At 69.8% G+C, this 23,341-nt stretch carries 14 protein-coding genes; 1 reads left to right on the top strand and 13 read right to left on the bottom strand.

Going from position 1 to position 23,341, the window contains the following annotated elements; translation table 11 throughout:
• Positions 1 to 44 precede the first annotated feature (44 nt).
• From ASE35_RS10795 to ASE35_RS10745, 11 genes are all read right to left on the bottom strand, one after another.
• On the bottom strand, positions 45 to 1,094 hold the full coding sequence (locus ASE35_RS10795; RefSeq protein WP_056179285.1) for a LacI family DNA-binding transcriptional regulator: 1,050 nt from the start codon (positions 1,092 to 1,094) through the stop codon (positions 45 to 47).
• Between the two features lie 150 nt (positions 1,095 to 1,244).
• Positions 1,245 to 3,716 (bottom strand): GH92 family glycosyl hydrolase, encoded by a 2,472-nt coding sequence (locus ASE35_RS10790; protein ID WP_082611230.1) that lies wholly within the window; start codon positions 3,714 to 3,716, stop codon positions 1,245 to 1,247.
• Positions 3,713 to 5,971, bottom strand: a complete 2,259-nt coding sequence (locus ASE35_RS10785; protein WP_057163828.1) for a family 20 glycosylhydrolase — start codon at positions 5,969 to 5,971, stop codon at positions 3,713 to 3,715. The genes ASE35_RS10790 and ASE35_RS10785 overlap by 4 nt, the downstream gene beginning before the upstream one ends.
• A 137-nt stretch (positions 5,972 to 6,108) precedes the next feature.
• Positions 6,109 to 9,009 (bottom strand): TonB-dependent receptor, encoded by a 2,901-nt coding sequence (locus ASE35_RS10780; RefSeq protein WP_235570064.1) that lies wholly within the window; start codon positions 9,007 to 9,009, stop codon positions 6,109 to 6,111.
• Positions 9,010 to 9,601: 592 nt separating this feature from the next.
• Positions 9,602 to 10,339 carry a copper homeostasis protein CutC gene (locus ASE35_RS22010; protein WP_057163826.1) on the bottom strand — a complete coding sequence of 246 codons (738 nt, stop codon included), beginning with the start codon at positions 10,337 to 10,339 and terminating at the stop codon, positions 9,602 to 9,604.
• Positions 10,336 to 11,343 (bottom strand): N(4)-(beta-N-acetylglucosaminyl)-L-asparaginase, encoded by a 1,008-nt coding sequence (locus ASE35_RS22005; protein WP_057163825.1) that lies wholly within the window; start codon positions 11,341 to 11,343, stop codon positions 10,336 to 10,338. Before ASE35_RS22005 ends, ASE35_RS22010 begins: the two co-directional genes overlap by 4 nt.
• A 52-nt stretch (positions 11,344 to 11,395) precedes the next feature.
• Positions 11,396 to 12,508, bottom strand: coding sequence for a glucokinase (locus ASE35_RS10765; protein WP_255357133.1), 1,113 nt, complete (start codon positions 12,506 to 12,508; stop codon positions 11,396 to 11,398).
• Positions 12,509 to 12,638: 130 nt separating this feature from the next.
• Positions 12,639 to 14,756: an ATP-dependent DNA helicase RecG gene (gene recG, locus ASE35_RS10760; RefSeq protein WP_056179270.1), complete on the bottom strand. Its 2,118-nt coding sequence runs from the start codon at positions 14,754 to 14,756 to the stop codon at positions 12,639 to 12,641.
• Positions 14,757 to 14,884: 128 nt separating this feature from the next.
• Positions 14,885 to 17,323 carry a TonB-dependent receptor gene (locus ASE35_RS10755; protein ID WP_082611229.1) on the bottom strand — a complete coding sequence of 813 codons (2,439 nt, stop codon included), beginning with the start codon at positions 17,321 to 17,323 and terminating at the stop codon, positions 14,885 to 14,887.
• Between the two features lie 94 nt (positions 17,324 to 17,417).
• Positions 17,418 to 18,569: an SO2930 family diheme c-type cytochrome gene (locus tag ASE35_RS10750; RefSeq protein ID WP_057160536.1), complete on the bottom strand. Its 1,152-nt coding sequence runs from the start codon at positions 18,567 to 18,569 to the stop codon at positions 17,418 to 17,420.
• 3 nt (positions 18,570 to 18,572) lie between these two features.
• Positions 18,573 to 19,802, bottom strand: coding sequence for a parallel beta-helix domain-containing protein (locus tag ASE35_RS10745; RefSeq protein WP_056179262.1), 1,230 nt, complete (start codon positions 19,800 to 19,802; stop codon positions 18,573 to 18,575).
• A 180-nt stretch (positions 19,803 to 19,982) separates the two neighbouring features.
• On the opposite strand from ASE35_RS10745, the gene ASE35_RS10740 reads away from it, so the two are divergent.
• Complete coding sequence (locus tag ASE35_RS10740; RefSeq protein ID WP_056179259.1) at positions 19,983 to 21,050, top strand: AraC family transcriptional regulator; 1,068 nt, start codon at positions 19,983 to 19,985, stop codon at positions 21,048 to 21,050.
• Positions 21,051 to 21,243: 193 nt separating this feature from the next.
• Here ASE35_RS10740 and ASE35_RS10735 read toward each other — a convergent pair whose 3' ends face one another.
• Together ASE35_RS10735 and ASE35_RS10730 are read right to left on the bottom strand one after the other, a co-directional pair.
• Entirely contained in the window at positions 21,244 to 21,627 is a 384-nt protein-coding gene (locus ASE35_RS10735; protein ID WP_056179256.1) for a RidA family protein, read from the bottom strand.
• 67 nt (positions 21,628 to 21,694) lie between these two features.
• Positions 21,695 to 23,332, bottom strand: coding sequence for an NAD+ synthase (locus tag ASE35_RS10730; RefSeq protein ID WP_057163823.1), 1,638 nt, complete (start codon positions 23,330 to 23,332; stop codon positions 21,695 to 21,697).
• Positions 23,333 to 23,341 lie beyond the last annotated feature (9 nt).

Genomic DNA, 23,341 nt, shown 5'->3' with positions numbered 1-23,341 from the left:
CGGCTCGGTGGAGGCGTCGTGCGGTCGGCGCCGGAGGAGGGAACTCACATGGCCGCGGCTCCGCTGCTGCCGCGCACCACCAGCTTCACCGGCGCGATCACGCGCCGCGACAACGCGCCCGGATCGCGCACGCGCTGCAACAGCAGTTCGGCGGCCTGGCGCCCGCACGCGCGCGGCTGCGCCGCCAGCGTGGTCAGCGACGGCGTCGACAGCGCCGCCTCGGTGATGTCGTCGAATCCGGTCAGGGCGAAGTCCAGCCCCGGCCGGATCCCGCGCGCGCTCAGGCCCAGCATCAGGCCCAAGGCGACGGTGTCGTTGTAGCAAACCGCCGCGGTCGCATCCGGCGCGTGCTCGAACAGTTCGGCGGTGCGCGAGGCGGCTTCGACGCGGGTCGGGCTGCATTCGACCAGCCAATCCGGCGAAGGCTCGATCGCCGCCGCGCGCATCGCGTCGCTGTAACCCTGCCGGCGCTGCCGACAGGAACTGGAATCGGCATGCCCGCCGAAGAACGCGATCCGCCGGTGCCCCAGCGACAGCAGGTGCTCGGTGGCCAGACGCGCGCCGTGCTCGTTGTCCAGCGCCAGGAAGTCCCAGTCCACGCCCGGCAAGGCGCGGTTGAACACCAGCGCCGGCGTGTGCGCGCCCAGCAAGCGTTGCAGCGCCGCGCCGTCGCTGTGCTCGGCCGGCGACAGGATGATGCCGGCCGGCCCGTGCTCGACCAGCGAGCCCAGCACCGCCAACTGGCGCTGCGGCGATTCGGCGGTGCTGCCCAACAGGGTGACGTAGCCCTCCTCGCCCAAGGCCTCGTCCACGCCCGCGGCGAACTCGGCGAAGAAGGGGTTGGACAGGTCGTTGATCACCAACGCGACCGAACTGGAAGTCTGCCGGCGCAGGTTCGCCGCCGCGCGGTTGTAGACGTAGCGCTGCCGCTTCAATTCCGCTTCCACCCGCGCGCGGGTATCGGCATGCACCAGCGGACTGCCGCGCAGCACCAGCGACACCGTCGCCCGCGACACGCCGCAGGCTTGGGCGATGTCGGTCACGGTGACCTGCTTGCGGTTGGACCGGCCGGTGCCGGGCTTGTGGGTCGTCATCGGAGATCCCGGGTCCTTGGACTCGTGCTGTCGCCCGATTATTCACCAAGTGGATCGATCCAAGTTGGCTGCTTGCGGCGGTAAGGCCCAGGCCGGCCGACCCGCGGCCGCTGCGGACCGCCGGGCGGCGCGGCGGCGCCGCGACCGCATTCAAGGCGCGCTCCCGGTTTGCGCGCCGCAGGCCGCGGCCGGACGCGCCGAAGCGGCGGTGGCCCAGGCCGACGGCGCGGGACCGAGTTCGAAACGCAGGGTGCCGCCATCGCGTACGCGCGACCAATCCAGCCAGACCTGATCGACCGCCGCGCTGCCGAAACGTACCGACTGCGGATATTGCAGCTTGCGGCCGTCGGCGCCCGGCGCCTCGATGCGCAGGGTCTTGCCCTCGCCCAGGTCCAGCTCGACGCGCTCGAACCGCGGCGCGTGCAGCACCAGCTCACCGCTGCCCGGCATCAGCGGGTACAGGCCGATCGCGCTGAACAGATACCAGGCCGACATGGTGCCCAGGTCGTCGTTGCCGGTGACGCCGTTGGGCGCGTTGGTGAACAGCGTCTGCGCCGAACGCAGCACCGTCGAGGTCTTCCACGGCTGTCCCAGCAGCGCGTACAGCCAGGGCGCGTGCAGGTCGGGTTCGTTGTTGGGGTTATAGCGGTACTGGCTGTAGTAGCTGTACGGCCCCACCACCCACTGCTTGCGCGCGGCGTGGGCCGGGTCCGCCACCAGCGCGTCGTAAGCGAAGAACGCGTCCAGCCGGCGCAGCGCCTCGGCTTCGCCGCCCATCGCCGCGGCCAGTCCGGGCACGTCCTGCTGCACCAGCCACTGGTATTGCCAGGCGGTGCCTTCGTGGAAGCCGTGGTGCGAACGCGGGTTGTAGCGTCCGTCCGGCCCGCTGTACCAGCCGCCGTCGTCCAGGCGCGGACGCGGGAAGCCGGTGTAGCCCAGCTCGGCGTCCTGGGCTTGCGCGTCCCACACCTTGCGCCAGTTGCCGCCGCGCGTGCGCAGGGTCTGCGCGTCCGCGTCCTCGCCCAGGGCCTGGGCGAAGCTCGCGAGCGAGCAATCCGCGAGCGCGTATTCCAGCGTGGCCGAACCGCCGTGATGCGGATCGATGTCCATGCTCTTGACCGGGAACGCGCGGTCGTACTGGACGAAACCCCGCTGCAGATAACTGGGATTGCCGGCGCGACCGCTGCTGCGCGAGCCGAACGGCGGCACCCCGAAGGCGTTCTCGCGCAGCGCGGTCCAGGCCTCGCGCTCGCGGCCCTGCAATGCGCCGAACTTCCACAGATCGACCAGGAAGGGCGTGACCGGGTCGCCGGTCATCACATTGGTCTCGAAGCTGGCGTAGCCCCAGCGCGGTAGCCAGCCGCCCTGCTCGCGAATTTTCAGCACCGACTGAGCGATGTCGCGCGCGCGCTGCGGACGCAGCATCGCCAGCAGCTGGTTCTGCGAGCGGTAGGTGTCCCACAGCGAGAAGTACTCGTAATAGGTCCAGCCTTCGGCCTGGTGGATGCGATCGTCGTAGCCGCGATAACGGCCGTCGGCGTCGCTACCGGTCAGCGGCTGCAACAAGGTGTGGTAGAGCGCGGTGTAGAACACGGTGCGATCGTCGCCGCTGCCGCCCTGCACGCGCACGCTCTGCAGCTCCTTGCGCCAAGCGTCCTGCGCACGCGTGCGCATGGCGTCGAATCCCAGCGTTTGCTCGCCGGCCATGGCATCGGCGCGCAGATTGTTCCAGGCGCCTTGCTGATCGACGTGCGAGATCGCGCTGATCGCGGTGACCGCGCGGCCCTGCTTGAGATCGAAGCTGAACCACGCGCCGGCCGGACGGCCGTCGCCCTGCATGGCGGCGCGGCCGCCGGGGTGGCCGCCCTCCTCGTCCCAGGTGCCCTGGCTTTGGAACGGGCGGTCGAAGCGCAGCACGAACCAGGTGGTGTAGTTCTGGCCGCCGCAGAAGCTCTTGGTGGTGATGCGGCCTTCGACGCTGCGCTCGTCGACCACGCGCAGCGCGCTGCCGACCACCCAGTGGCGGTTGTTGGCCTGGCCGGTGTTGACCAGCACGTGGCCGGTGCCGGCATCGACGCTGAAGGTGTAGCGCTCGGCGGCGGCGCGGGTGCGCGCGGTGGCTTCGACGTCGATGCCGCCGTAATCGGTCAGCCGCACTTTGTAGTAACCGGCCTGCCCGACCTCGCCTTCGTGGGTATAGGCGGCGGCGTACTTGCGCTGATCGAAGCTGTCGGACTTGGCCGTGTCGAAGGCGCCGCCCGGCGCGATGCTGCCGGTCACCGGCAGCACCGACAACTGCCCGCCCTGCTCCCAGCAGCCGGCGCCGGACAGGAAGGAATGGCCGAAGCCGCGGATCTTGGGCTCGTCGTAGCGCCAGCCGGCGTAGTGATCGCCGATCGGCGAGACCTGGATCAGGCCGAACGGCGCGGACGCGCCAGGATAGGTGTTGCCGTCGTCCTTGCTGCCGATATAGGTGTTGACCGTGGCGGCCAGGTCCTCGCGCGCGGGCGCGGCCTGCGCGGCGGCAACGGTCAAGGCCAGGGCCAAACCCAACCAGCGCAGGCCCGTGCGCAAGCGGAGAGCGGAACGGGCGGTCTGCGGCGGCGTGTGCGAGCGACTCATTCGATCACCAGTTCGTCGACGAAATAGAAGGACGGGCTGCCGGCACCGGGATGGCCCGCGGGCAGAGCGCCATAGCCTTGAATCTGCAGGCGCAGGTAGCGTGCGCGCATCGGCTGCGGCAAGGCCAGGTGCGGCGTGTGATAACGCTGGCGCAACTCGGCGGCATCCACGTCCAGCGCGAGCTCCGCGCCCGGCGTCCAGCGCCGGCCGTCGTCGGACGTGAACAGCTGCAGGCTACGCGGCGGCAGGATCCAGCTCTGGGTCTGCTGCAGGAAGCGCGCCGACAGCGCGCGCAGCACGGTCGGCGCGCCCAGGTCCACGATGAGTTCGACGTCGCCGCCGGCCCAGGCCGTCCAGCGGCCGTCGGCATGCTCGTCGCCGGCCAGGACGCCATCGCTCAGGGTCGCGGTATCGGCATTGCCGCGGTAGCGCGGGTGCGCCGGCAGCGAGTAGCGCACTTCGCGATCCAGACCGCGGTGCGCCACCAGGGTGTAAGCGCGGCTGCGCGCATAGGCGCGGCCGTGGCGATACGGAGTCAACTTCAGCGTGCCCGGCCGGGCGATCTCCAGGCTGTCCTCGAACCAGGGCGAGGTCGCGTCCGGTTCGCGGCCGTCGGTGCTGTAGTGGATGCGCAGGTCGGAGAAACCGCGTTGCGCGTGCACCCGCCATACGCGTTGCGCCGGATCGCGCTCCAGCCGATAGCCCACCACGTCCGTCGCTTCCGGGCCGTAGCTCACCCGCCAGGCGTCGAGCCTGGGGTAGTGCTGGCTCAGGCGGCGTTGGAAATCCGGGTAGTCGCCGACGCCGCTCCAGGTGTTCTCGGCGAACGCGAGCAGGCGCGGATACAGCATCGCCTCGGCATTGCGCGGCGTCACCCGCTCGGTCCACAGCGGCGCCTCGGCGCCCAGCACCTGCGCGGCATGCTCGGCGAACGCCGGTGCGGCGGCGAAATCGGTGCGATAGAGCTTTTCCAGGCTCAGATCGCTCTGCGCCCGGTCCAGATAGAACGGGCTGGCCACGACGATGCGGTTGCCGTTGCGCAGCGCGCGCGCGGCCGGTTCGTCTCCGCGCCAGACTTCGACGATGGCGTCCTTGCCCAGACCGCCGTCGAGGATCTCGTCCCAGCCGATCAGGGTCTTGCCCTTACCGGCGAGGTAGCGCTGGATGCGGCGCACGAACCAGGCCTGCAGTTCGTCCTCGTCCTTCAGCCCGAGTTCGCGCATACGCTGCTGCGAGGACGCGCTTTCCTTCCAGCGCGCCTTGGGCGCTTCGTCGCCGCCGATGTGCACATAGGGCGCGGGGAACAAGGCGACCACTTCGTCCAGCACCTGCTGCAGGAACTCGAAAGTGGACTCGTCGCCGGCGCAGTAGATGTCCTCGAACACTCCCCAGCTGGCGGGCACGGCAATCGGCTGCTTGCGGCAGGACAGCTCCGGATAGGCCGCCAGCGCCGCCGACGCATGCCCGGGCATCTCGATCTCGGGGATCACCATGATGTTGCGCTGACGCGCGTATTCCACCACTTCGCGTATCTGCGCCTGGGTGTAGTAGCCGCCGTAGCGGCTGCCGTCTTCCTCGTCGCGCCACGCGCCGACCTGGGTCAGCTTGGGATAGCGCTTGATCTCGATCCGCCAGCCCTGGTCTTCGCTGAGATGCCAGCGGAAGGTGTTGATCTTGTAGTAGGACAGCAGGTCGATCTGTTTCTTGACGAAGTCGACCGGCATGAAATGGCGGCCGACATCGAGCATATGCCCGCGATAGCCGTAACGCGGCGCATCCTCGATGCGCAGCGCCGGCACTTCGATGCGCGTGGCGCGGCCCGGCGGCAGCAGCTGACGCAGGCTCTGCACCGCCCAGAACAGTCCGCGCGGTCGCGCGGCGCTCAGCACGATGCGCTGTGGCGCGACCTCGATGCGGTAGGCCTCTTCGCCGGCCACCGCGGCGTCCAGGCGCAGCTCGATCGTGCGCGCGTCGCGCACCCCGCGGGCGGTCAGCCACAGGCCGTGATCGTCGGCCAGCGAGCGGCGCAGGAAATCGGCGATCTCGCGGCTGCGCGTATCGGCCGGCACCACCAGGGCCACGCCGCTGTCGAGCACGAACCTACCCTCGCCGAGCTGCCAATGCCGCGGCTGCGGAATCAGCGCCGGCGACGTCGGCGCATGCGTGGCCGCCGCCTGCGACAACGGCGCTTGCGCGCAGACGCAGGCCGGCGCGAACAGCAGCAACAGCAGCGTCGTGGCGAGGCGGATACCCAAGTCGAACGCGTTCCGGATGCGTGCCTACGGCCCGTAGGCGAGGATCGGGCGGTCGCCCGAAAACGGCCGCCGCCCCAGGGAAAAAAGAGCCCGGCCAGTCGGCCGGGCCCAGGGCCCGAGGGGGAGGGCGGGAGAGATCAATCGAAGTTGAACACGTACTCCAGGGACACTTCGCGGCCGACCGGGCTGAACAGACGGCTGTTGTAGAACTCGTAGTCGAGCTTGTACGGGTCCTTGTGGTTCCAGCCGGTGCTGTTGAACACGTTGTTGACGTAGAAGTTGATCTTGGCGCGGTCGGTCACCTTGTAGCCGACGTTGAAGTTCCAGGTGATCGCCGGACCGACGCGGCCGTAGTAGCGCGAGGTGCTCTTGCCGGCGTTGGGGTTGCTGCTGCCGGGCGGCACCGCGCAATTGGCGTCCAGGCTGTCGCTGGGCACGTAGCCGTCCGGGAACGGGCGGCAGCCGCCGGGGTTGTCGAGACGGTCGGTGCCCCAGTGGTAGCGCACGCCCGGTACCGAGCCTATGCGGTCGCCGTACACGGTCCAGTTCCACTTCTCGCCCTGCCAGCTCACGCTGCCGCGGATCTTGCTGCGCACGTCGCGATCGCGACGTTCCGGGTTGGGATCGGTGGCGTACACCTGCTCCTTCATCGACACCAGGTTGGTGTAGTTCAGGCCGAACTGGAAGTTGCCCCAGCGCGCGGTATCGAGGCGGTAGCGCAGCGAGGCGTCGACGCCGGCGACGCTGCGCTGGGCGATGTTGATCGGACCGGTTTCCACCGACAGCAGGCGGCCGTTGGCGTCGCGGTTCACGCGCGCCAGGATGGTCGCGCAGTACTCCGCGCCGCTGGGGTTGGACCACGGCACCGAGGGATCGACGGTCTTGCCGGTACGGCAGCCGGCCTCGTCATTGAGGATCACGTCCAGCGGCAGGTCGCGGATTTCGTCGTCCAGGTCGATCGACCAGTAGTCGGCGGTGAGCGACAGGTTGTCCAGCGGATCCCAGACCAGACCGACCGTCCACGACTCGCCCAGTTCCGACTTCAGGTCCGGCGTACCGCGGCGGTTGGCGCCGAAGGCGTAGAACACGTCGGGGTTGCCGCTGCCGCAGTCGTTGGTCAGATAGGCGCCGCTCTGGATGCAGCGCAGCGGGTCGCTCATGCCGACGTCGGAGGTGCTGGGCTGGGCCAGCAGGAAATGCATGTCCGGCGCGTGGAAGCTGGTGGCGTAGCTGCCGCGCAACAACAGGTTGGACAGCGGGCGCCATTCGATGCCGGCGTTCCAGGTGGTTTCGGCCTGTGAGCCGATCGCCAGGCGCGCGGCCGAATCGAAGGCGTGGTAGCTGCCGTAGTGGTCGCGGCGCGCCGCCGCGGTCAGGGTCACCGATTCCAGCAGCGGCACCTTGAACTCGACGCCGGCCGAATAGCGGGTGCGCTCGCCGCCGCCGCGATCGATGTTCTGCACCCAGTAATCCTGGTTGCCGCGTGGATCGGGGTCGAGCTGGTAGCCCTGCTTGGCCGCTTCCAGCACCGCGGCGAAGCCGATCGGGCCGGCCCAGCCTTCGAACAGGTCGCCGCTGATCGAGGCCTGGGCCTGATTGACCCAGGACGCGGCGTTGTTGATCGAGTTGACGCCGAACTGGCGGTACTGCTCCGGCGTCACCGGCGCCCACCAGCGCGCTTCGCTGAAGTTGTACACCGGCAGACCGCCCTGGGTGCCGATCTGCGGGCCGAGGAAGAAGTTCTCGGCCGCGTCCCAATCGACCGTGGCGATGCGCTCGTGCACGGTGTAGCGCGAGCGGCCGACCGAGGCGTCCCAGTTGAAGCGGCCGTCGAACACAGTGCCGCTGAGGCCCGCGCTCAGGTCCCAGGACTGTTCCTTGTTGAGGTTGCGCATGTTGTCCATGCCGCCGACCTCGAACGGGGTGAAGCTGCGCACACCGATCAGCTGGCGGCCGGTGTTGGCGTCGATGAAGGCGCCGCCGTCCAGGCCGTCGGTGAGCTGCAACGACGGCGGCGAGGTGCCCCACTGGGCTTTGGAATCGTAGAGGGCCACGTTGACCCAGGCCTGCATGCCGTTGTCGAAATCCCAGGTGGCATGCGCGTAGGCCGACCAGTCCTCGCTGCCGCTGCGCAGCAGCCAATCGCCGAAGTCGGCGCTCTTGCCGCATAGCTGGCCGGTGTTGCTGACGGTGTTGGTGTTGTAGTTGTAGACCAGGCGGTCGGCGCGGTAGTACTCGCCGCGGAACTGTTCGCAAGCGCCGGGGGGCGGGGCCAGGCGGCGGTTGCCGTTGCCGGCGTCAAGCAGGGCCAGGCCGGTGAACGGACGGAAGCCGACCTTGCGCTGCTCGGTGTTCCAGGAGCTGGGCGCGGCGTCGTCGGAGTCGTCCATCTCGGGGCGGTCGCGGCCGAACAGCGGGTCGCGCTTGGTCCACTGCAAGGCGTAGCTCACGCTCCACTGCTCGCCGGTCTTGCCGCCGGCCCAGGACAGGTCCCAGGTGTCGCGACCGCCTTCGGTGGAGGTGCCGCCGCGCACGCGCACTTCGTCGCCGCTGTAGTTCTTCTTCAGGATCACGTTGATGACGCCGGCGATGGCGTCGGAGCCGTAGATCGCCGAGGCGCCGCCGGTCAGCACTTCGATGCGCTCGACCGCCGCGGCGGGAATATTGGAGTAGTTGGCGAAGTTGCTCTGGCCGCCGTATGGCAGCGGGTAATCGGCGACGCGGCGGCCGTTGACCAGCAGCAGGCTGCGGTTGGGCCCCATGTTGCGCAGATTGAGCGGGCTGGCGTTGGGCGTGTGCGAGCCCCACTGCACGTCGGCCTCGACGGTGCCGATGGCCTCGTTGAGCGTGCTCAGGGCGTCGTGCACGGTGACGAAGCCTTCGGCCTTGATCTGCTCGGCGGTCATCACCGTGACCGGCGCCGGGCCTTCGATTTGGGTGCGCTTGATGCGCGAACCGGTGACGGTGATTTTTTCGACTTCGGTTACCTGGTCCTGGGCGGCCGTCCCCTGCGGCGCGTCCTGGGCCTGCGCGGCCAGCGGTGCGAACAAAGCGAGCGCGAGCGCGCTGGTCAACGCATTGCGGTGAAGCGTGGAGTGAGTCATCACGGCGATCTCGAAAGGTGGGCTGCAACGGGACACGTGGACAGCGATCTCCAGCTTTTGTCACGATCTAAAAATCCGACCGTTTAAAAGGGACGCCGGCCCGGCCATCCCTTTCCCCCTACAAAACTGGATCGATCTAAATTCATCACAGGCTTTGCCGGATTGCATTCTGCGCTGCAACAAATCTTTAACCTTCGACGGCTAAGCGATTGAGCCGGATGGGTTTAGTGCTCGAGAATCCGGCCAGACCGGGCCCCGTGCCGTTTGTGATCGAGGTGGCGAGGCAGCGCTGCGCCCCAGGCCGCGGTGGCCGCCGCATCGGTGCGATGCTGCGGTTCGCCGCTCCCTACTGCGGCGCGGCTTCCACGGCGACGAGCGAGCGCGGCGACGATGCAAGGTCTCGGCGCTTCCAAGGCGGCGTGGCCGCTTCGGTGATTGGCACGAGGTGGCGACCGCCCCGGCACGACGATTCGGGCTCGCGCGACGGTGCGGCTCGCCCCAGGCTCACCACACCCTACGGGCTGGATCAGGCAGCGCTGGCATCCAGGGCCTGGCGCAGCGCAGCTACTTGCTCGCGCTGGCTGGCGATCCAATCCGGATCCAGCCCCACCAGCGCTGCGTTACGCCAGCGCATGCGCGAACGCTGCATGCCCTTGGCCGAGGCATGCACCTGGTTCACCCCGGTCGCGGCCAGCAAGGCGGCCACGTTGCCGGCCCCGATCCCCGCCCCCGCCATCAGCGCGATGCGTCCCTGCGCCTGCCGCACCAGCGCGGCGATGCCGGCGGCGCCGGCAGGGGCGCCGGCCGCGCCGCCGGAACTCAGCACGCGCTCGCAGCCGAGCGCGATCGCGTCCTCCAGCGCGCGCGCGCGATCGCGCGCGGCGTCGATGGCGCGATGGAAGGTGACGCCCAGCGCGCCGGCCGCGGCGATCAGTTCGGCGCAGGCGGCGCGGTCGACGTCGCCGTCGGCATCCAGCGCGCCGATCACCACGCCGTCGCAGCCCAGGCGAACGCACAGTTCGATGTCCCGGCGCATACGCTCGCGCTCCAACGCGTCGTAGAGGAAATCGCCGGCGCGCGGACGGATCAGCACGTACAGGGGAATGCGCAGGCGCTCGCGCGCCATCGCGATGCTGGCGTAGGACGGCGTGCAACCGCCCTCGCCCAGGTTCTCGCACAGTTCGACCCGGTCGGCGCCGCCGTCCTGCGCCGCCAGCGCCGAGGCCAGCGAGTTGGCGGCGATCTCCAGGGCGATGCGGCTCACTTGCGTGCCGTGGCGTAGACCGAGGCCGATTCGTGCAGACGCTCGTGCGGGCCGGCGCCGTCGTCGTGCACGGCGTAGACGAAGCCCTGGTGCAGCGCGTAGGCCCCGACTTCGCCGTGCTTGTTCAAGGCCAGGAAGCACACCTGCAATTGCTTGCTGGCTTCCGGCCGTTTGCGCACCACGCGTTCGATCGCCTCCCGGCAGGCCTCGGCCGGCGAGCGTCCCTGGCGCATCAGTTCGACCACGAGAAAGCTTGCCGCGTTGCGCACCATCTCCTCGCCCACGCCCGAGGCGGTGGCGGCGCCGGCCTCGTTGTCCACGTACAAACCGGCGCCGACGATGGGGCTGTCGCCGACCCGGCCGTGCAGCTTCCAGGCCATGCCGCTGGTGGTGCAGGCGCCGGCAAGCTTGCCGTCCGCGCCGATCGCCAGGATGCCCAGGGTGTCGTGGTTGCTGGCGTCGCCCGGGCGCTGTCTGCGCTCGGCATTGATCTGCGGGCGGTACTCGCTGGTTTTCAGCCATTCGCGCCAGGCCTTGCGCGCCTCGTCGGTCAGCAGCGGCTGCTTGGGAAAGCCCTGCGCCAGCGCGAACTGCTGGGCGCCCTCGCCCACCAGCATCACGTGCGGAGTCTTATCCATCACAGCGCGCGCCACCGACACCGGATGCAGGATGTCCTCGAGCGCGGCGACCGCGCCGCAGCGGCCGTCGCCGGCCATGATGCTGGCGTCCAGGGTCAGCACACCGTCGCGGTCGGGATTGCCACAGCGGCCCACGGTGGGATTGCACAGGTCGGCCTCGGCCCAGCGCGCGCCGGCCTCCACCGCGTCCAGCGCGTCGCCGCCGCGCGCGAGCACAGGCCAGGCCGCCGCATTCGCGCCGACGCCGAAATCCCAGGTCGACACCACCTTGGCGCCGCTGGCGGGCGCGGACCGCGCCAGACGCGGCGCGGCCAGGGCGCCCGCGGCCAATAACGAGGACTGGAGGAAGTGGCGGCGCGTGCTCATGGCGTGGTCTCGATGGGAAGTCGGTCGGCGGTCGCCGTCGCGCCGCGCGATTTCAGTCGCCGGCGTGGCGCTCCAGGTAATAGGCGGCGGCGCCGAGCAGGCCGCGTTGGCCGTGCTCGACCAGCCGCACCGGCGTGCGCGCCATCAGCTCGGCGAACACGCCCTTGTTGCGGAAGCGCGCGGCGAAATCGCTGGCCAGCAGGAACGGCGCGATCTGGGCCGGGATGCCGCCGGCCAGGTACACCGACTGCGCGCCGAAGGTCACGGCGAGGTCGCCGGCCAGGCTGCCGAGCATGGCGCAGAAGATCGACAGCGCCTCCACCGCCTGCGCATCGTCGCCGCGCTGCGCGGCCGCGGCGATGGCTTCGGGCGTGTCCAGTCGCGGCGGCGCCGCGTCCAGCGCGCATAGCGCTTCGTAGGTGTGGACCAGACCGGGGCCGGACAGCACGCGTTCGTTGTCCACGTGCGGCCAGCGTTGCAGCAGTTGCCGCAGCAGATCCAGTTCGCGCGGCGTGCCCGCGGCCAGCGCGGCGTGGCCGGCTTCGCTGGCCAGCACGCGCGCGGGCGAGCCCGGCACGTACAGCGCGGCGCCGAAGCCGGTGCCCGGGCCCAGCACCAGCGCCGGGCCGGCGTTGGCGGCGGCGTCGCCGCAGATGTGCAGCATGCGCGCCGGGTCCAGGCGCGGCACCGCGTAGGCCACGGCTTCGAAATCGTTGAGCAGGGCCAACTGTCCGCAGCCGGCCTCCAGCCGGGTGCGCTCCAGCGACACCGGCCAGGGCAGATTGCTGTTGAGCAGGCGGTCGCCGTCCAGGCGCCCGGCGATCGCGACCACCGCGTGTTCCGGCGCCACCTGCGCCTCTTCGGCGAAGTCGCGCAGGATCGCGGCCAGGCTGGGGGCCTGCGCGCAGGCGTATTGGCGAAAGCGCAGTACCGACAGCGTGCCGTCGTCGCCGACGCGCACATGTCCGACCCGGGCATGGGTGCCGCCGACATCGGCGGCGATCAGATCGCGCAGCTGCGCGCACTTGGGATGGACCGTCATAGCCGGCGAGCATGCCGGTTCCGACACGTGCACCGCTAGCGCGGTCTCGCCGCGACGAGGGACCGGAGTGCCGGCGGCGGCCGGCGCGGGCAGGACGGCGGCGTTGGAGCGGACGGCGGGCATGGCCTGCTTCCCAGGGGGTTGGCCCGATTATCGACCAAGCCGTCGCGCATTTGTATCGATCAAAACCAGCCGATTTCGTCAATTCAGCGGCGCCGCCCGGATACCGCGGCGCATGGGGGCGCCCGCCCGCCTACGCCGAAGCGTAGCGCGCGGCGCCGCCGACCCAGCGTTCGACGATGCGCTGGGCGATCTCGGGCGCGTCGGCGAGCAGGCGCTCGCCCAGCGCCTGCACCTGCGGCAGCAGGTCGGCGTCGCGGGCCAGGTCGGCGACGCGGAAGCCGGCCAGACCGGTCTGGCGCGTGCCCAGCAGTTCGCCCGGGCCGCGCAATTCCAGATCCTTCTCGGCGATCACGAAGCCGTCGTGGGTCTGGCGCATGGTCTCCAGGCGTTGCCGCGCCAGCCCCGACAGCGGCGCGCGGTACAGCAGCACGCAGCTGGACGCGGCGCGGCCGCGCCCGACCCGGCCGCGCAGCTGGTGCAGCTGCGCCAGGCCCAGGCGCTCGGCGTTCTCGACGATCATCAGCGAGGCATTGGGTACGTCCACGCCGACCTCGATCACCGTGGTCGCGACCAGCAGGTCGATGTCGCCGTCCTTGAACGCGCGCATGGTCGCCTGCTTCTCGCTGGCCTTCATGCGGCCGTGGACCAGGCCCACGCGCAGCTCGGCTAGCTGCCGCGACAGCTCCTCGAAGGTGGTCTGCGCGGCCTGCGCCACCACCTCGTCGGAATCGTCGATCAGGGTGCAGACCCAATAGGCCTGGCGGCCCTCGGCGCAGGCGCCGCGGATGCGCTCGACCAGCTCCGGACGGCGTTCCTCGCTGAGCGCCACCGTCTGCACCGGCGTGCGCCCGGGCGGCAGTTCGTCGATCGCCGACACGTCCAGATCGGCATAGGCGGCCATCGCCAGGGTGCGCGGGATCGGGGTGGCGGTCATCACCAACTGGTGCGGGACGATCGCGTTCGCGCCGACCTCCCCGCCCGCGCCCTTGTCGCGTAGCGCCAGGCGCTGGTGCACGCCGAAGCGGTGCTGCTCATCGACGATCGCCAACGCCAGATCGCGGAAGGCCACGCCCTCCTGCATCAGCGCGTGGGTGCCGACCACCACCTGGGCCTCGCCCGAGGCCACCTGTTCCAGCACCTTGGCGCGCGCGCGGCCGGTGACCTTGCCGGCCAGCCAGGCCACCCGCACGTCCAGCGGTTCCAGCCAGCCGCGCAGGTTGTTGAGGTGCTGCTCGGCCAGCAGTTCGGTCGGCGCCATCAGCGCGGCCTGGCGGCCGGCATGCACCGCGATCATCGCCGCCATCGCCGCCACCACGGTCTTGCCGCTGCCGACGTCGCCCTGAACCAGGCGCAGCATCGGCGAGGGCTTGGCGAGGTCGGCGCGGATCTGCGCGAACACGCGCTGCTGGGCGCCGGTGAGCGCGAACGGCAGGGCCTTGCGCAGGCGCTCGGCCAGGGCCAGGCCCTTCAAAGCGGGCGCCTTGTGCGCCTGCTGGGCGATGCGCTGACGACGCAGGCTGAGGTGATGGGCCAGCAGTTCCTCCAGCGCCAGCCGGCGCTGGGCCGGATGGGTGCCGGCGATCAGCGCGGCCACGTCGGCATCCTGCGGCGGCCGGTGCACGGTCAGCAGGGCCTCGCGCAGGGTCGGCAGTTGCAGGCGCTCGCGCAGCTCGCGCGGCAACAGCTCCAGCGCGTCCTCGTCGGGCAGGCGGTCCAGGGCCAGGCCGATCAGGCGCCGCAGCGAAGCCGGGCCGATGCCCTCGACCGCGGGATAGACCGGATCCAGGCGCTCGCCCAGCGCGCTGTCGTCGTGATCGTCGAGCACGCGATAGCTGGGATGCACGATCTCCAGGCCGATCTGGCCGGGCTTGGGCGTGCCGTAGCAGCGCACGCGCGCGCCGACCCGGAACTGCGCGACCTGGGCGGCGCGGAAATGGAAGAAGCGCAGCACCAGGGTGCCGCGGCTGTCGTCGCCGATCGCCACCCGCAGCAGCGGGCGATAGCGGAAGCCGCGCTCGACCGCTTCGACGCGGCCTTCGACCTGCGCCGGCACGCCCGGCTGCAGCAAGCGGATCGGGGTGATCGAGGTGCGGTCCTCGTACTGCCGCGGCAATTGCAGCCACAGGTCCTGCAGGCTGTTCAGACCGCGCGCGGCGAGTTTCTCGGCCACGCTCGGGCCGACCCCGGGCAGGCTGGAGAGCGGCTGCAATTGGAGATCGACGGACGCCCCGCCCTTGCGCTTCGGCATGCGCTAAGCATAAAGGCCGAGAGTCGGGATTAGGGATTCGGGATTCGCAAAAGCGAAGAGCCCGCCATGGGCGGGCCCTCGCTGGTCGCTCTGTCGAATCCCGAATTCCGAATCTCGAATCCCGGCCTTCAAAACTTCGCGTTGAACTCCACACCAAAGGTGCGCGGCTCGGTCACGCGCGCGCCGACGGTGCCGAGCACGGTCTTGCCGTAGGTACCCAGGGAATTGATGTACTGGTTGTCGAACACGTTGTTGCCGAACAGGGCCAGGCCCCAATGGCCGTTGGGTGCGGTCCAGGCCAGGCGCACGTCGGTGCGGTTGCGCGACTCGTCCAGGTCCAGCGCCGGGCTGGGCCCGCAGTCGCCCTGCGCCACCGATTCGGTGTTGCAGCGCTTCTTGCTGCGGTAGGCGTGACGCAGCGAGAGACGCAGGTCGCCGTGCTCCTGCAGGTACCACTGGTAGTTCATGCCGCCGGCCAGGAACCAGTGCGGCACGCCGGTGGGCTTGCCCGACAGGTCCAGGCCGCTGATCGACGCGTAGTTCTTGTAAGTGGCGTCGATGAAGGCGGCGTTGAAGTCCAGGCCCAGGCCGTCGGTGACCTGCCAGCGCGCATCGAAGTCCACGCCGTAGGCTTCCATGTCCGAGGTGTCGACGACGAAGCGCGGGATGGTGGTGCTCATGTCCAGCACCACCGCCTGGCGGTTGTCGTAAACGTAGTAGTAGGCCGACAGGTTGTACTGCAGGCGATGATCGGGGAAGGACTGCTTCAGACCGAACTCCAGATTCCACACGTCCTCGTTGTCAAAGCGGCTGCCGATCTGCAGCGAGTTGAACCCGCCGGCCTTGTAGCCCTTGGCCAGCGAGGCGTAACCCATGGTGTTGTCGTTGAAATGGTAGTCGGCGACGAAGCGCGGGCTGACATCGCTCCAGGAGCGTTTGGCGCGGTTGGTCACGCCCTTGTTGAGCATGGCCGGCGGGTCGATGAAGGCCACGTCGAAGACGAAGGTCTCGCGTGGGATGCCTGCCAGGGCGAAGAAGCCCATCGCTTCCAACTGGTCCAGCGCCGCATCCAGCTCGGGCGCCGAACGCGGGTTGTTGAGCCAGCTGAATTCTTTCTCGTCGCGGGTGTAGCGCAGGCCGAAGGTCAGGTTGAGCTTGTCGGTGGCATGCCAGATCACGTCGCCGAACACCGCGTAGGACTGGGTCTCCAGGGTATTGATGAACTTCTCGTTCCAGCGGTGGCCGCGCAGTCGGATCGGAATGCCAAACGCGGCCAGTTGCTGGTCGACGTAGCCGAACAGATAGCCGGTGGGCGTGGGCGCCAGGCCCAGGTTGTGGACGATGGTATCCACCGAGTCGGTCAGGGCGTTGACCTCGCTGGTCTGGTCGGCCTCCTCCTTGAAGTAGCTGGCGCCGGCGACCCAGTCGATGCGGTCGGTGCTGCCGGCGAACTTGAACTCCTGGTACAGGCTTTCGTTGCTCTCGGTATTGGTGGAGTCGACGTAGAGGTAGTTGCGGTCGGTGCCGTCCTCTTCGACGCGGTTGACCGAGTCGTAGTCGCGCCAGGAGCTGGTCATGGTCAGCGTGCCCCAGTCGAAGCCGTGGTCGACGATCAGGGTGACGCCGTCGAAGCGGCGCGACTCCTCGTTGCCTTCGGCGTCGGAGGCGGTGGGCACCTTGCGCGGATCCAGGTAGCCCAACTCGTCCACCGGCAGGGTCGGCAGGCCCGGCCGCGGCGGCAGCGGCACGATGCCGGTGGTGGCCTGGCCGAGCTGGTCCAGGTTCTCGTGGTCCCAGCTCAAGGTGGCGGTGGTGCGCTCGCCCAGGCCCAGCCGGAACGCGGCGCGCGTGGCCCAGTTGTTCTCGGGGTTGAGATCGCGGCCGGTGTTGGCGTCCTGGATCCAGCCGTCGCTGTGGTTGAACAACGCGTTCACGCGCAGGGCCGCGTCCTCGCCGGTGGGCAAGTTGACCATCGCGTCGGCGTAGACGCGTCCTTCGTTGCCCAGGCGCAGGCGCGCGGCGGCTTCGGTTTCGCTGCCGGGCTTGCGGGTGATGATGGACACCGCGCCGGCGGCGGTGTTGCGGCCGAACAGGGTGCCCTGCGGGCCCTTGAGGATTTCGATGCGCTCCACGTCGGTGAACGGCAGCAGCACGCCGCCGCCGCGGCCGGCGTAGACGCCGTCGACGTAGATGCCGACCGCCGGGTCGGTGCCGATGCCGAAGTCGTCGGTGCTGATGCCGCGCAGCTGGAAGCTGGGCTGGGTCGGCTGTTGGCTGTTCACCACCAGGCCCGGCACGAAGCTGTCGAGATCGCCCAGGTCCTTGGCGGCGACGTCGTCGATGAGCTGGTCGCTCACCACCTGCAGGGCGATCGGCACGTCCTGCAGTTCCTGCTCGCGGCTCTGCGCGGTGACGGTGATGGCGTCGAGGTCCTTGGCCTCGGCGCGCGGCTGCGGCTCGGTCGCGGCGGACTGCGCCAGCGCCGTGGACGGCGCGCCGAAGGTGAGGACGGCACCGCCGCAAAGCGCGGCGATCGCGGTGACCAACTTATGTTTACGCAAGAGCATCGTGATCTTCCTTCACGCTCGTTTTCGACATGGACGACGCGTTCCCCCGAACACGCCCGTCGTCCTCCCCAGGCAGCGCACGCCTCGCCGGGCGCTAGCCGCAATCTCCCTGCTGCGCCGCGATCCATTCTCGGATCAGCGTCACGCCTTCGCGATGCACCACGGAGCGACCGACCTCCGGCATCATCGCCGAGGGGTCGTCGCTGTCCATGCGGTAGGTCAGGATCGACGCGTCCGGATCGCCCGGCACGATGTCGTGGCGGCGGTCGCCGGTGCCCTTGCCCGCAGCGATCGGCAGCTTGCAGCGGCCCAGCCGCAGCGGCTCTTCGGTGGCCGCATCCAGCCACAGGCCCGAGGTGTTGCCCGGTCCTTTGGGGCTGTGGCAATGACCGCAGTTGATATCGAGGTAGGCGCGCGCGCGCGCGTCCAGGCTGGCGCGCGCGGTGTCGCGCCAGTCGGCCGCATGCGGCGCGGCGCCGGGCGCCGGCGCATCGCGCAGGTAACCCAACTGCTGCCAATGCGCGAGCTGGTTGGCGCGACCGCCGGCGTAGTCGAACTCGCGATTGAGATGGCGCGCCTTCAGGCCGATCGGCTGCAGCGCCTTGCTCTTGATGTCGGTGCCGTGGCAGCCGCCGCATTGGTTCTGATCGGGAACCTGATAAGTCGCGTCCTCGCGGCTGCCGTCGGCGGCCTGCAGGCTCAGCGCCACCAGTTCGCCGCCGCGCATCAGCTTGGCTTCGGTCTGCTCGGCATTCCACACGTAGGGCAGCGCGATCCAGCCTTCCTGGCGCCGCACCAGCAGGCGGGTTTCGATCAATCGCACCTTGGCCAGGTCCAGGCCGCCGTCGCGGAACTCGCCGTCGGCGCTGTTACTGCGCACGACCACGTCGCTGTCCGCGGCCTGGCCGGGTACGCGCGGGTAGTAAAAGGTCTTGCTGACCACGGTACCGACCGGAAACTCGAACGCGCCCTCGGCGCTGTAGCGCGCCGATGCGCCCTTGGGCATCCACACCGTGCGCAGCTTGTGCGCGTAGTCGCTGAACAGCGGCGTGTTGAGTTCGTAGGGCACCACACCTTCGTTGAGGCGCAAGTGGCGATCGGCCACGCGCAACACGCCCCATTCGCTGAGCAGGGCCGGCTGGCCCTCGGCATGGAAGCGCACCGGCGCCGGTGCGCGCTCGCAGGCGGCCAGCACCGACAACAGCAGCAATAACAGCAAGCAGGTGCGCGATCGCAATCCCGTCATCGCTTAGCCGCGCTTGAGGTCGATGGCCGGCAGTTTGGGCAGGGTGCAGTTGTAGGCCGCCATGTCCTTGCTCGGGTTCTTGTAGCCGCCGGGGCCGTCGGCGTTGAGCACGCCCGACACGTCGCGCAGACACAGGTGCGGATCGCCGGGCTTGGCCGGCTTGGGATTGCGGTAGCCGTCCCAGAGCACATCGGGCAGGCGGCCGGTGAGACCGTAGCTGGCCACCTTGAGCGCCTTCAGGTCGAAGCCGTCGGGCGCGTCGCCGCCGCCGGACAAGCGGTTGCCGTAGACCGAGATGCGCTCGGGATAGGGATCGAAGTCCTTGGCCGCCTGATCGTCCTTGTAGCCGGTCGAGTAGACGCTGGAAATGATGATGTTGGTGGTGGCGTTGTCGCTGATGTCGTTGTCGAAGATCTCGACGTCGTCGTTGGAATTGACCACCACGCCGCTGCCCGCCGGCACGCTGGCCACCGGCGTGCCCTTGGCGCCGAAGTTGGCGGTGTTGTTCTTGTACACCTTGTTCTTGTACACCCGGATGGCCCCACCCTGCTGCGACAGCGCCGGCATGTTGAACACCAGGATGCCGCCGGTGTTGTTGGTGGCCACGTTGTCGTAGACGTCGGCGTTGACGGTGTTCTCGATCTCGATGCCGGCGACGTTGAACTCGGCACGGCTGTTGCGCACGATCACGTCGCGCGACTGGCCGACGTAGATGCCGGCGTCGGAGGCGCCGATCGCCACCGAGTTCTCGATCAGCACGTTGCGGGTCTTGACCGGATACAGGCCGTAGGCGCCGTTCTTGGTGCTGGGCCCGCCGGTCCACTCCACGCGCACGTTGCGGATGGTGATGTGCTCGCCTTCGTTGACCTTGAGGCCGTCGCCCTTGCTGTCCTCGATGGCGATGTTCTCGAGGGTGAAGTGGCTGGCGTTGACCAGCAGGCCTTCGGCGCCCGCTTTCTGGCCCTTGAAGCTGAGCACCGACTTGTCGGGGCCGGCGCCGCGGATGGTCACGCCGTCCACGCGCAGGCTGAGGCTGCGGTCGAAGCTGTAGCGGCCGGCCGGCACCTCGATCACGTCGCCGGGTTTGGCGTCGAGCAGGCGCGTGCGCAGGGTTTCGGCGTAGGCCGGATCGCCCGCTGCGACCTGCGCGCTGGGCACGTGCGCCGGTCCGGCGTCGCGGCCGCAGGCGGTCAGGGCGATCAGGATCGCGAGTGCCAGGGTCAGTCTGCTCATCGAGTCTTGCGCTCCCCGTGTGGTCGTGGCTGGSGCGCTCGCGCGCCGCTGCGTCGGGCCGCGCGGCATCCCCCCTACCGACGCCGCCGTTCCATTCACGAGTCTCGGCCGCGGTCGCGCGCGCGCGTGAGGGCAGTTGCGGCACACTAAGGGGGGATTAACGGCCAAGTTGCGAGAACGATGCCGCACCGGATCCAGGAAGCGCCGCGCACCGACATCGCCCTGATGTCGCCGAATCTGCTGTGGGGCCTGTTCCGTAGCGCGGAGGAACACGGCGTGTCCAGCGCCGACTGGCTGCTGGGCACCCAGCTCACCCGCGCCCAGATCGACGACCCCGGCGTGCGCCTGCCCGACCGCCAGACCGCGATCGTGGTCGAACGCGCGCTGCGGGTACTACCGCCGTCGATCGGGCTGGACCTGGGCGCACAGCAGAACGTCGGCAACTTCGGCCTGCTCGGCCTGGCCATGACCACCGCCGCCACCTTCGGCGAGGCGATCGCGCTGGGCCTGCGCTTCACGCCGGTGGTCGGCAGCCTGATGCGCTTCGTCGAAAGCGCGGCCGCGCCGGGCGAGATCGCCCTGGCCGGCGAGATGATCGTGGCCAACGCGGCCATCCACCGCTTCGTGTGCGAGGAGTTCTTCGCCAGCTGCCTGGCGCTGGCGCGCGGGCTGGTCGGCGCGGCGCTCAAGCCCCTGCGCCTGGAGTTCAGCTACCCGGCACCGGACTACGCCGAACGCTATCGCGAGGTGTTCGAATGCCCGATCGCCTTCGACCAGCCGCAGGACCGGCTGGTCCTGGACGAACGCTGGCTGGCGCATCCGCTGAGCACCCACAACCCGATCGCGGCGCAGCAGGTGCTGGCGCTCTTGCGCGCGCAGATGCCCGCGACCCAGGCCCCGGGCGAGACCACGGCGGCGGTGGAGCGGCTGTTGCGCGCGCAACTGGCGAGCGACCCCAAGCTGGCCGACATCGCCGCGCAGTTGCACGTGAGCGAGCGCACTCTGCGCCGCCAGCTCAGCGCCGAAGGCACGCGCTACAACGCGCTGCACGACCGGCTGCGCATCGACCAGGCCTATGCCCTGCTGCGCGACCGCGAACGCCCGATCGCCAGCATCGCGGCGGCGATCGGCTACAAGGACCCGCGCGAGTTCCGACGCGCGTTCAAGCGCCTGACCCAGACCACCCCGCGCGAGGCGCGCGAGCGGCTGCTGGAAGAGGCGGCGGTGCGCAGGACCGCGCCGGACTGAGCCGCCGATTCGCAACCGCGCGACGCGAGGTCCGCAGCGACCTGCGACAGCGCTCGCGGTTCGACGGGCTCGCCACGAACGGCTTTTGGAACATCTGTAGGTTTTGCGGCACCCAGGGCGCGGGCCGTGCGAGCCCTGCCCGCCCCCCCCGGAACGATGCGCCGGCCGCGCACCGCCGCGATCGCGACTGGGATCAGTCCAGCACCATGATCGCGTCGGCCTCGAAGGCCACGCCACGCGGCAGCGCCGCGACCTGCACGGTCGAGCGTGCGGGATACGGCGCGTTGAAGTACTCGCCCATCACCGCATTGACCTTGCCGAAGTGGCCCAGGTCGGTCAGGAATAGGCCGAGACGGACGATCTTTTCCAGCGAACCGCCGGCGGCCTCGCAGACTTCCTTGAGGTTGAGGAAGACGCGGTGGGCCTGGGCCTCGATGTCGCCCTCGATGACCAGACCGCTGGCCGGATCGAGCGGAATCTGGCCGGACAGATAGACGGTGTCGCCGACGCGCACGGCCTGCGAGTAGGGGCCGATCGCGGCGGGCGCCTTGGCCGTGTTGATGATCTGCTTGGACATGGACGGGCTCCTGATGGGGGACGGGGAATGCTAAGACGTTTGCGCCGTCGCGTGCGGCGCGGCGGCGTCAGCCGCGGTAGCCGTTGCTGATCGGGTAGCGGCGTTCGCGCCCGAACGCGCGGTGCGAGACCTTGGGCCCCGGCGCGGCCTGGTGGCGCTTCCACTCGCTGATGCGCACCAGGCGCAGCACCCGGTCGACGGTGTCGGCGGCGAAACCGGCGGCGACGATCTCGTCGCGCGACTGCTCCTGGTCGACGTGGCGCAGCAGGATCGCGTCGAGCACGTCGTAAGGCGGCAGCGAGTCCTGGTCCTTCTGGTTGTCGCGCAGCTCGGCCGAGGGCGGGCGGTCGATCACGCCCGGCGGAATCAGCGGCGCGCCCGCGACCGCGTTGCGCCAGCGCGCCAGATCGTAGACCTCGGTCTTGTAGAGGTCCTTGATCGGCGCGTAGCCGCCGCACATGTCGCCGTAGATGGTGGCGTAGCCGACCGCGTACTCGCTCTTGTTGCCGGTGGTCAGCAGCAGGCCGCCGAACTTGTTGCTCAATGCCATCAGCAGCGCGCCGCGCGTGCGCGACTGCAGGTTCTCCTCGGTCACGTCCACGGCCTTGCCGGCGAAGGTCTCGGCGAGGGTGTCCAGATAGCCCTGGAACGGCTTTTCGATCGGTAGCGCGATCAGGCGCACGCCCTGGGCCTGGCATTGCTCGGCGGCCAGGTCGTTGGACAGGCCGGCGGTGTAGCGCGAAGGCATGCGTACCGCGGTGACGTTGTCGGCGCCCAACGCGTCGACCGCGATCGCCAGCACCAGCGAGGAATCGATGCCGCCGGACAGGCCCAGCCAGACCGAATCGAAGCCGTTCTTGCGGCAGTAGTCGCGGGTGCCGCGCACGATGGCGCGCCAGGCCAGCGAATCGCGGCCGTCGTCGGTTTCCTCGGGCCAGGCCACCGGCGCGAACGCGCGCGTGGCGGCGTCGTAGTCGGCGACCAGCCAATGATCCTCGAACGCGCGCGCGGCGTTGTGCACGCGGCCGTCGCCGTCGGCCAGCATCGAGGCGCCGTCGAACACCAGCGCGTCCTGGCCGCCGACCACGTTGAGATAGGCCAGCGCGCAACCGCTTTCGCGCACGCGCTGGGCGATCAGGGCGTCGCGCTGGGCGTGCTTGTCGCGCTCGAACGGCGAGGCGTTGGGCACCAGCACCAGCTCGGCGCCGGCCGCGGCGGTCGCCGCCAGCGGTTCGGGGAACCACAGGTCCTCGCAGATCACCAGGCCCAGCGGCACGCCCTTGACCTCGAACACGCAGCGCTCGCCGTCGGGATCGACGTCGAAGTAGCGACGCTCGTCGAACACCGCGTAGTTGGGCAGCTCGCGCTTGCGATACGTCGCCTCCGCGCGACCGTCGCGCAGCACGCTGGCGGCGTTGTAGACCACCGCCCCGGCCGCCTGCGGCCAGCCGACCACGGCGGTGATGCCCTGGGTGGTGGCGGCCACGCGCAGCAGCGCGGCCTCGCAGTCGGCCAGGAAGCTCGGGCGCAGCAGCAGGTCCTCGGGCGGGTAGCCGCTGATGGCGAGTTCGGGGAACAGCACCACGTCGGCGCGATGCCGGTCGCGCGCCTCCACGATCATTTCGGCGATGCGTTCGGCATTGCGCTCGACGGCGCCGACCGGGAAATCGAACTGAGCCAGGGCGATGCGGAGGGTCTGGGACATGGGCGCTCG

The sequence above is a fragment of the Lysobacter sp. Root916 genome (assembly GCF_001429785.1).
In the GTDB taxonomy this organism is placed as follows: domain Bacteria; phylum Pseudomonadota; class Gammaproteobacteria; order Xanthomonadales; family Xanthomonadaceae; genus Lysobacter.
The sequence above is the reverse complement of the archived record's forward strand: the minus strand, read 5'-3'. Positions and strand labels throughout refer to the sequence as shown.

Coding starts and splice junctions, on each gene's coding strand:
- ASE35_RS10795 (WP_056179285.1), bottom strand. CDS start 1,094: ATGACGACCCACAAGCCCGGCACCGGCCGGTCCAACCGCAAGCAGGTC.
- ASE35_RS10790 (WP_082611230.1), bottom strand. CDS start 3,716: ATGAGTCGCTCGCACACGCCGCCGCAGACCGCCCGTTCCGCTCTCCGC.
- ASE35_RS10765 (WP_255357133.1), bottom strand. CDS start 12,508: ATGCCCGCCGTCCGCTCCAACGCCGCCGTCCTGCCCGCGCCGGCCGCC.
- ASE35_RS10745 (WP_056179262.1), bottom strand. CDS start 19,802: ATGAGCAGACTGACCCTGGCACTCGCGATCCTGATCGCCCTGACCGCC.
- ASE35_RS10730 (WP_057163823.1), bottom strand. CDS start 23,332: ATGTCCCAGACCCTCCGCATCGCCCTGGCTCAGTTCGATTTCCCGGTC.
- recG (WP_056179270.1), bottom strand. CDS start 14,756: ATGCCGAAGCGCAAGGGCGGGGCGTCCGTCGATCTCCAATTGCAGCCG.
- ASE35_RS10740 (WP_056179259.1), top strand. CDS start 19,983: ATGCCGCACCGGATCCAGGAAGCGCCGCGCACCGACATCGCCCTGATG.
- ASE35_RS10750 (WP_057160536.1), bottom strand. CDS start 18,569: ATGACGGGATTGCGATCGCGCACCTGCTTGCTGTTATTGCTGCTGTTG.
- ASE35_RS10755 (WP_082611229.1), bottom strand. CDS start 17,323: ATGCTCTTGCGTAAACATAAGTTGGTCACCGCGATCGCCGCGCTTTGC.
- ASE35_RS22005 (WP_057163825.1), bottom strand. CDS start 11,343: ATGAGCACGCGCCGCCACTTCCTCCAGTCCTCGTTATTGGCCGCGGGC.
- ASE35_RS10735 (WP_056179256.1), bottom strand. CDS start 21,627: ATGTCCAAGCAGATCATCAACACGGCCAAGGCGCCCGCCGCGATCGGC.